General features: G+C 70.1%; 7 protein-coding genes. 3 read left to right on the forward strand and 4 right to left on the reverse strand.

Annotation, left to right across the window (positions count from 1 at the left end):
- Positions 1 to 8: 8 nt before the first annotated feature.
- On the reverse strand, positions 9 to 1,037 hold the full coding sequence (fbaA, locus tag IFT36_RS05415) for a class II fructose-bisphosphate aldolase (RefSeq protein ID WP_123571588.1): 1,029 nt from the start codon (positions 1,035 to 1,037) through the stop codon (positions 9 to 11).
- Positions 1,038 to 1,148: 111 nt separating this feature from the next.
- Here fbaA and glpX point away from each other — a divergent pair, with 111 nt between their 5' ends.
- Positions 1,149 to 2,147, forward strand: coding sequence for a class II fructose-bisphosphatase (gene glpX, locus IFT36_RS05420; protein WP_043597850.1), 999 nt, complete (start codon positions 1,149 to 1,151; stop codon positions 2,145 to 2,147).
- Between the two features lie 65 nt (positions 2,148 to 2,212).
- On the opposite strand, the gene IFT36_RS05425 is transcribed toward glpX, so the two are convergent.
- Entirely contained in the window at positions 2,213 to 3,481 is a 1,269-nt protein-coding gene (locus IFT36_RS05425) for a DNA recombination protein RmuC (protein WP_123571587.1), read from the reverse strand.
- 104 nt (positions 3,482 to 3,585) lie between these two features.
- On the reverse strand, positions 3,586 to 4,215 hold the full coding sequence (locus tag IFT36_RS05430; protein WP_123571586.1) for an exonuclease domain-containing protein: 630 nt from the start codon (positions 4,213 to 4,215) through the stop codon (positions 3,586 to 3,588).
- Between the two features lie 119 nt (positions 4,216 to 4,334).
- Between IFT36_RS05430 and ychF the strand changes: the two genes are divergently transcribed.
- Both ychF and IFT36_RS05440 read left to right on the forward strand, forming a co-directional pair.
- Positions 4,335 to 5,408, forward strand: coding sequence for a redox-regulated ATPase YchF (ychF, locus tag IFT36_RS05435; RefSeq protein ID WP_043597911.1), 1,074 nt, complete (start codon positions 4,335 to 4,337; stop codon positions 5,406 to 5,408).
- A gap of 42 nt (positions 5,409 to 5,450) precedes the next feature.
- The gene (locus IFT36_RS05440; RefSeq protein ID WP_056048773.1) at positions 5,451 to 6,638 is read left to right on the forward strand and encodes a N(5)-(carboxyethyl)ornithine synthase; all 1,188 of its coding nucleotides are present in this window, start codon (positions 5,451 to 5,453) and stop codon (positions 6,636 to 6,638) included.
- Between the two features lie 35 nt (positions 6,639 to 6,673).
- On the opposite strand, the gene IFT36_RS05445 is transcribed toward IFT36_RS05440, so the two are convergent.
- A partial coding sequence (locus tag IFT36_RS05445) for a TetR-like C-terminal domain-containing protein (RefSeq protein ID WP_200412601.1) occupies positions 6,674 to 6,891 on the reverse strand: 218 nt, incomplete at its 5' end.

The following is a 6,891-nucleotide window of genomic DNA, read 5'->3' on the forward strand; positions in this document are numbered from 1 at the left end:
GGCGCGGGTCAGCTCGCCGACTGACCGTACGACCCGAGCTGCTTCGTCGCCTCGACGACGCGGGCGGCCATGGCGCTCTCGGCGACCTTGCCCCAGGCGCGGGGGTCGTACTGCTTCTTGTTGCCGACCTCGCCGTCGATCTTGAGGAACCCGTCGTAGTTCTTCAACACGGTGTCGGCGATGGACCGGCTGAAGGCGTACTGCGTGTCGGTGTCGAGGTTCATCTTGACAACGCCGTTCGAGACGGCCTCGGCGATCTCGGCGTCGGACGACCCCGAACCACCGTGGAAGACGAGTTCGAGGGGCTTCGCGGCGGTGCCGAACTTCTCTTGGATGCCCTGCTGGATCTCGCCGAGCAGTTCGGGACGCAGCTTGACGTTGCCCGGCTTGTACACGCCGTGCACGTTGCCGAAGGTGAGGGCGGCGATGTAGCGGCCGTGTTCGCCGAGGCCGAGCGCCTCGACCACGCGGGTGACGTCGCCCACCGTGGTGTAGAGCGCGTCGTTGGTGCCTTCGTGCTGCACGCCGTCTTCTTCGCCGCCGACGACGCCGATCTCGACCTCGAGGATGGCGTTGATGGCCTTGGTGCGCTTCAGCATGTCCTGCGCGATCGAGATGTTCTCGTCGAGCGGGACGGCCGAGCCGTCCCACATGTGCGACTGGAACAGCGGGTTGCGACCGGCTCGGACCTCTTCTTCGGAGGCGGCGATGAGCGGGAGCACGAAGCCGTCGAGGGCGTCCTTCGGGCAGTGGTCGGTGTGGAGGGCGACGGTCACCGGGTAGTTCTTCGCGACCTCGGTCGCGAACTTGGCGAAGGCGATGGCGCCCGCGGCGCGGTTCTTGACGGTGTGGCCGGCGAAGTAGTCGGCGCCGCCGGTGGTGACCTGGATGATGCCGTCGCTGCCCGCCTCGGTCAGGCCCTGCAGCACGGAGTTGATCGTCTGCGACGACGAGACGTTGACGGCGGGGTAGGCGAAGCCCTTGTTCTTCGCCTTGTCGAGCATCTCGGCGTACTGCTCGGGGGTTGCGACGGGCATTGAATCTCCTTCGATCACGGCTGGTGGCTCATCTACCCTAGTCAGCGCACGTCTGTTCGTCCTGGTCGTCGGAGCCCGGTCGGGAGGCGCGGCGCGGGTAAGATCCGGAGCATGGCTGACACGGATTCCGGAACCCTCTACTCGCACCCCGACCGCAACCTCGGCATGGAACTGGTCCGGGCCACCGAGGCGGCCGCGATCCGTTCGGCGCCGTTCATCGGCAAGGGCGACAAGAACGCCGCCGACAAGGCCGCGGTCGACGCCATGCGCAAGTTCTTGGGCACGGTGGCGTTCGACGGCGTGGTCGTGATCGGCGAGGGCGAGAAGGACGAAGCCCCGATGCTCTTCAACGGCGAGCACGTCGGCAACGGCTTCGGCCCGGCCTGCGACATCGCCGTCGACCCGATCGACGGCACGAGCCTCACCGCGGCGGGACGCATGAACGCCCTCTCGGTGATCGCCGTCAGCGACCGCGGCAGCATGTACGACCCCAGCGCCGTCTTCTACATGGACAAGATCGTCACGGGCCCCGAGGGCCGCGGCATCATCGACCTCGACCGTCCCATCGGCGAGAACATCACCGCCCTGGCCGCCGCCAAGGGCATCGCCGTCGAGGACATGCAGATCGCCGTGCTCGACCGTCCCCGTCACGCCGACCTCATCGCCGAGATCCGGGCTGTGGGCGCGTCGACCCGGCTGCTCCTCGACGGTGACGTCGCCGGGGGGATCAACGCGGCCCGTCCCGACTCCCGCATCGACATGTGCGTCGGCGTCGGTGGCACGCCCGAGGGCATCATCACGGCCTGCGCGGTCAAGGCCCTCGACGGCCTGATCCTCGCCCGCCTCGCCCCGAAGGACGACGCCGAGCGCCAGAAGGCGATCGACGCGGGTCACGACCTCGACCGCGTCCTCGACCAGGACGACCTCGTCACGGGCGACAACGCGTACTTCGTCGCCACGGGTGTCACCGACGGCGCGCTCGTCGCGGGCGTCACGCGCAAGCAGGGCATGATCCGCACCTCGAGCATCGTGCTGCGCTCGCACTCGGGCACCATCCGCCGGGTCGAGGCCGACCACCTCGTCTCGAAGTGGTACGGCGAGAAGGCCTGATCGGCGCGACACCCGCCTGACACGACGAACGCCCGGCCTCGGCCGGGCGTTCGCCGCATCAGGGGTCAGTCGTGGTCGGTGCTGCGGTCACCGAGAGCCGACGCGAGCTCGGGGGCGGTGAGTTCTCGGGGGGACTCCTCGACGGTCGTCGGGGTCGCGAGGACCTTGGACTCGTCGAGCATGCTGAGCCGACGGGCCGACGGGAGGACCGTCCGCTCGAGCGACCCGACGAACCGGTTGTAGTCCGTGACGCCGGCGCGCAGCGACCGGCCGAGCTTGTCGACGTGGCCGGCCATGGTCGACAGTCGACCGTAGAGTTCGCGGCTGAGGTCGAAGAGCTCTTTCGCCTCGGCGGTGACGACGTCCTGTTGCCAGCTGAAGGCGACGGTCTTGAGCACCGACCAGAGGGTCACGGGCGAGGCGAGGGCGACGCGCTTCTGGAAGGCGTAGTCCATCAGGGCCGGGTCGGCCTCGAGGGCGGACGACACGAGCGACTCGCTCGGGATGAACGCGATGACCAGCTCGGGCGAGGACTCGAGCCCGGCCCAGTACGTCTTGCCCGCCAGGGCGTCGACGTGGGCCCGCAGCGCCTTGACGTGCTGCCGGACCAGCTGGTCGCGTCGTGCGCCCTCGTCGCCCGTGGCGGATGCGGGGATGGCGCTGGCCTCGAGGTAGGCGGAGAACGGCACCTTGGCGTCGACCGCGATGTTCTTGCCGCCGGGGAGGTGCACCACCATGTCGGGGCGACCGGAGCCGGCGTCCGACGAGATCGACGTCTGCACGTCGAAGTCGACGCGCTCGACGAGACCCGCTGCCTGCACGACGTTGCGCAACTGGGTCTCGCCCCAGACGCCGCGCGTGCTGTTCGACTTCAGCGCGGAGGCCAGCGACTCGGCCGTCCCGCGGAGCCGTTCACCCGATTCGGCGGCGGTGCGGAGCTGCTCGCTGAGGGCGCCGTACTGGAGGGTGCGTTCGGCTTCGAGCTCGGCCACCTTCTGCTGGACGGCCTGCAGGCTCTCGGCCACCGGGCTGAGCGCGACGAGCACCTGACCGTCGGTGCGCGCCCTCTCGGCCTCGGCGATGCGGACGTCGCGGAGGCGGTCCTGGAACTCGCGGAGGCGGTCTTCTTGCTGCGCGATCTGTCGACGGTACTGGTCGTCCTGACCTTCGAGGCGCTCGCGCGACGCGTCGGCCACGGCGCGGGCTGCGGCGAGGTCGGACGACAGGCGTGCCGTCGCCTCCGCGGCGCGGGTACGGGCGACGAGTGCCCCGACGGCGACGCCGAGGACGAGACCGAGCAGCAGGGCGAGGAACAGCGCGAGCGGAAGGGGCATGGCGGAAGTGTGGCAGCGGCCACCGACACCGGTCGGGAGTCGACGCGATGGGGTCGGGAGAGACCGACGCGCCCCGGGGGCGTCGGACTGGCGTGAGGAGGCGCCTAGCCCAAGGCCATCGGGCGTCGGTCGGCCCGGGGCACGGCGGGCGCCGTCGGCGCCCCGGCCGGCTGCAGCACCTTCACCTTGACCGACGCGATCGTCGCGAGTTCGGCCAGGTCGGAGGCACCGTGGAACAGTGCGGCGTGGGCGACGATGGCCGCGCAGGCCTCGGCGTCGGCGAGGGCGTCGTGGTGGGAGAAGACGTCGAACCCGGCGGCCGTCGCGGCGACCGGCAGCCGGTACGAGTCGAGCGAGTAGGTCTTGCGGGCGACCTGCAGGCTGCAGAGGTACGACCACGGGGGAGGGGTGAGCCCGGTCGCCGCGCAGGCGGCCTTGATGACGCCCATGTCGAAGCCGGCGTTGTGGGCGACGAAGACGTCGTCGCCGGCGAAGTCGGCGAGCAGCTCGAACTGTTCGGCCCAGCCGAAGGCGCCGACGACGTCGTTCGCGACGATGCCGTGGATGCGGGTGTTCCACTCGGAGAACTCGTCGTGCCCGGTGGGTGGCTGGATCAACCAGCCGACCTTGTCGACGACGACACCGTCGCGGACCTTGACGAGGCCGACGGAGCAGGCACTGGCGCTGCTCGAGTTTGCGGTCTCGAAGTCGATCGCGGTGAAGTCGATGGGCATTGACTCATGCTCTCACGCGCCTCCGACACCGCCTCCACAGGCGCGGTGGGCGACCGTTCCCTCCACAGCGGACCCGGTTCCGACGGCACGGCTCGGCAGGCCCGGTACGCTTGACCCTCGTGGCTCTCACTATCGCGATCGTCGGACTGCCCAACGTCGGCAAGTCCACCCTGTTCAACGCCCTGACCAAGAACCAGGTGCTGGCGGCGAACTATCCGTTCGCGACCATCGAGCCCAACGTGGGCATCGTCAACCTGCCCGACCCGCGCCTCCAGGTGTTGGCCGGTCTCTTCGGCAGCGAGAAGATCCTGCCCGCGCCGGTGTCGTTCGTCGACATCGCCGGCATCGTCAAGGGGGCGAGCGAGGGCGAGGGCCTGGGCAACAAGTTCCTGGCGAACATCCGCGAGGCCGACGCCATCGCCGAGGTCGTGCGCGGCTTCGACGACCCCGACGTCGTGCACGTCGACGGCAAGGTCGACCCCGAGAGCGACATGGGCACGATCAACACCGAGCTGATCCTCGCCGACCTCGAGACGGTCGAGAAGGCGCTCGTCCGGTACGAGAAAGAGCTGCGGCTGAAGCGCGTCGAGCCGATCGTGCACGAGACGGCCGTGGCCGCCAAGGAGGCGCTCGAGCGAGGCGAGGCGCTCTCGGCCACGAGCATCGACCTCGAGCCGATCCGCGAACTCGGGTTGCTCACGGCGAAGCCCTTCATCTACGTCTTCAACGTCGACGAGGCCGTCCTCACCGACGAGGCGCGCAAGGCCGAACTGCAGGCCCTGGTCTCGCCGGCCGAGGCCATCTTCCTCGACGCGCAGGTCGAGTCCGAGCTGATCGGCCTCGACGACGAGGACGCCGCCGAGCTGCTCGCGTCGCTCGGCCAGGACGAGTCCGGTCTCGACCAGCTCGCCCGCATCGGCTTCGAGACTCTGGGCCTGCAGACCTACCTGACGGCCGGCCCGAAAGAGACCCGCGCCTGGACGATCGGCAAGGGCTGGAAGGCCCCGCAGGCCGCCGGGGTCATCCACACCGACTTCGAGAAGGGCTTCATCAAGGCCGAGGTCATCTCGTTCGACGACCTGGTCGAGACCGGCTCCATCGCGGAGGCGCGCTCGGCCGGCAAGGCCCGCATCGAGGGCAAGGAATACGTCATGCAGGACGGCGACGTGGTGGAGTTCCGCTTCAACAACTGACCCTCCGGCTCGGGGGCGAGCGCCACTCATCTACTCTCAAGCATGAGCCAAACGGATTCCCCGCCCACCGGCACCACCTCCGGCGCCCCCGCACTGCTGCGCCTCGGCGTCCTGGCCACCTCGCGCAAGCCCGACGAGCGGCGCCTGCCGATCCACCCTGCCCACCTCGACCGCATCGATGCCGACCTGCGGGCGAACATGACCCTTGAGCGCGGCTACGGCCTGCGCTTCGGCATCCCCGACGCCGACCTCGAGCCCCTCGTGGCGATGGCCGACCGCGAGCAGATCGTCGCGGACAGCGACGTCGTCCTGCTGCCCAAGCCCCAGGCCGCCGACCTCGAGGGCCTGCGCGACGGTCAGACCCTCTGGGGCTGGCCGCACTGCGTCCAGGACCGCGAGATCACCCAGCTCGCCATCGACAAACGGCTCACCCTCATCGCGTGGGAGGCCATGAACCACTGGCAGTCCGACGGGGGCTACGGTCTGCACGTCTTCCACAAGAACAACGAACTCGCCGGCTACTGCTCGGTGCTGCACGCCCTCCAGCTCTGCGGCTCGACCGGCGACTACGGCCGTCGCCTCAGCGCCGTCGTCATCGGCTTCGGCGCCACCGCCCGCGGCGCCGTCACGGCCCTCAACGCCCACGGCATCCACGACGTGCGCGTCCTGACGAACCGCAACATCGCCGCCGTCGGCTCGCCGATCCCGTCGGTCGACATCTTCCAGTTCGAACACGACCCTGAGACGCCCGGCGCCAGCACCGTGAACACCCCCGACGGGCCGGTCGCCCTCGCTCCGTTCCTCGCCGCCGCCGACATCGTCGTCAACTGCACCCTCCAGGACCCGAACGCCCCGCTCACCTACCTGCGCGAGACCGACCTCGACGCCTTCCGCCCCGGCAGCCTCATCGTCGACGTCTCGGTGGACGAGGGCATGGGCTTCGACTGGGCCCGCGCCACGACGTTCGCCGAGCCGCTCGTCACGGTGGGCGCCACCACGAACTACTACGCCGTCGACCACAGCCCGTCGCTCCTCTGGAACTCCACGACGTGGGAGATCAGCGAAGCCCTCCTCCCGTTCCTCCGCACCGTCATGGAGGGGCCGACCTCGTGGGCGGCGTCCGACACGATCCGCCGCGCCGTCGAGATCGCGGAGGGGCGGGTCGAGAACGAGGCGATCCTCGAGTTCCAGCACCGCGCCTCCTCGTACCCGCACGCACCGCTCGACTGAGCAGAGCGCCAGGCCGGGCGGTCGCGGGGGACGGATCAGACCGCAGGAGGCGCGGCGAGGGCCGCGAGGACGCGCTCGGCCCCGAAGTCCCACGCCCCGTCGACGTCGCCGCCCAGCTGGAAGCCGCCGTTGAGCTCCATGATGACGAAGCCCGCCACCCACGCCGTGAGCGTGCGGGCGGCGTCGAGGGCCCGCTCCGGCCCGACGAGCTGCTCGCCGACCCGGAGGGCGGCGGCGCTCGCCGCGGCGCCGA

Origin of the sequence: Frigoribacterium sp. CFBP 13605 (assembly GCF_014839405.1) — a bacterium.
GTDB lineage: Bacteria > Actinomycetota > Actinomycetes > Actinomycetales > Microbacteriaceae > Frigoribacterium.

What these genes read in the sequence shown, in the direction of transcription:
- fbaA (WP_123571588.1), bottom strand. Translation starts at nt 1,037, where the DNA reads ATGCCCGTCGCAACCCCCGAGCAGTACGCCGAGATGCTCGACAAGGCG.
- IFT36_RS05430 (WP_123571586.1), bottom strand. Translation starts at nt 4,215, where the DNA reads ATGCCCATCGACTTCACCGCGATCGACTTCGAGACCGCAAACTCGAGC.
- IFT36_RS05440 (WP_056048773.1), top strand. Translation starts at nt 5,451, where the DNA reads ATGAGCCAAACGGATTCCCCGCCCACCGGCACCACCTCCGGCGCCCCC.
- IFT36_RS05425 (WP_123571587.1), bottom strand. Translation starts at nt 3,481, where the DNA reads ATGCCCCTTCCGCTCGCGCTGTTCCTCGCCCTGCTGCTCGGTCTCGTC.
- glpX (WP_043597850.1), top strand. Translation starts at nt 1,149, where the DNA reads ATGGCTGACACGGATTCCGGAACCCTCTACTCGCACCCCGACCGCAAC.